The organism is Kitasatospora sp. NPDC007106 (genome assembly GCF_040634455.1).
Taxonomy (GTDB): domain Bacteria; phylum Actinomycetota; class Actinomycetes; order Streptomycetales; family Streptomycetaceae; genus Kitasatospora; species Kitasatospora arboriphila.
In genome coordinates this window covers 1-1,228 of sequence record NZ_JBEYFP010001330.1, presented here as the reverse complement: position 1 = coordinate 1,228, position 1,228 = coordinate 1, and the positions used below count along the sequence as shown (strand labels likewise).

Genomic DNA, 1,228 nt, shown 5'->3' with positions numbered 1-1,228 from the left:
CCGGCAGGGAGGTCATCGGTGGCCGCCGCCGGCCGCGTCGGCCGGGACCCCGGGCAGGTGGGTGCGGGCGTACGCGATCGCGTCGGGGGTGGCGGCGAAGACGCGGTGCTCGGCGTGGAGCCGGTCGAGGACGCCGAGGGCGTCCAGGGTCCTGCGGTGGTCCTCGCGGACGCCGGAGACCAGGACGAGGATGCCGCGGCGCTCCAGCTTGTCGACGGCGTCGCCCAGCACGAGGGCGCCGGTGGCGTCGATCGCGGTGATCCGCGACAGGCGCAGCACGACGGCCTTCACGTCCCCGGTCTCGGCGAGTTCGAGGAGGAATCGGTGGGCGGCGGCGAAGAACAGCGGCCCGTCGATGCGGTAGGCGACGATGTGTTCGGCCAGCAGGGCCTGTTCCTCGGCGTGGTGGTCGGAGGGCGGCAGACCGTCGTGCAGTGGCACGCGGGTGAGGGCGGCGGAGCGGGCGACCTGGCGCAGCGCGAGGGCACCGGCCACGAGCAGCCCGACGATGACGGCGGTCACCAGGTCGAAGGCGAGGGTGGCGGCCGCGGTCAGGGCGAGGATCGCGGCCTCGCCGCGTCCGGCGCGGGCCAGCGCCCGAAGGGAGGCGACCTCGACCATCCGTACCGCGGTCGCGATCAGTACACCGGCCAGCGCCGCGAGCGGGATGCCCTCGACGAGCGGGGCGGCGGCAAACACCACGGCGGCGAGGACGGCCGCGTGGACGAGCGCGGCGAGCCGGGAGACGGCTCCCGAACGGACGTTGACGGCGGTGCGGGCGATCGCACCGGTGGCCGCGACACCGCCGAACAGCGGCGCGGCCAGGTTCGCCAGGCCCTGGCCGAACAGCTCCCGGTCGCTGTCGTGCCGCTGGGAGACGCTCATCGCGTCCGCGGCGGTCGCGGACATCAGCGACTCCAGTGCGGCGAGCGCCGCCACCGCGACCGCGGCCGTCGCCAGCCTCGGCACGTCCGCGAGGTGGAAGAAGCCGAGCGAGGGCGCGGGCAGGCCGGAGGGCAGGTGCCCGATCGTCGCCACGTCCAGACCGGCGCCGGAGGCGAGGAGCGTCGCGGCGACCACGGCGATCAGCGAGAACGGGACGCCCGGCCGCAGCCGGGCACCGAGCAGCATCACCGCCGCCACACCGCCGGCCAGCGCCAGCGGCGCGAGCTGCGGATCGGCGACGAAGTCGGCCATGGCGTCCCACGCGGCGACGGCGACGTTCTCG

At 76.0% G+C, this 1,228-nt stretch carries 1 protein-coding gene; it reads right to left on the bottom strand.

What is annotated here, in order from left to right:
• Positions 1-12 precede the first annotated feature (12 nt).
• On the bottom strand, positions 13-1,228 hold a 1,216-nt coding region (locus tag ABZ641_RS38230), incomplete at its 5' end, for a SulP family inorganic anion transporter (RefSeq protein WP_359989260.1).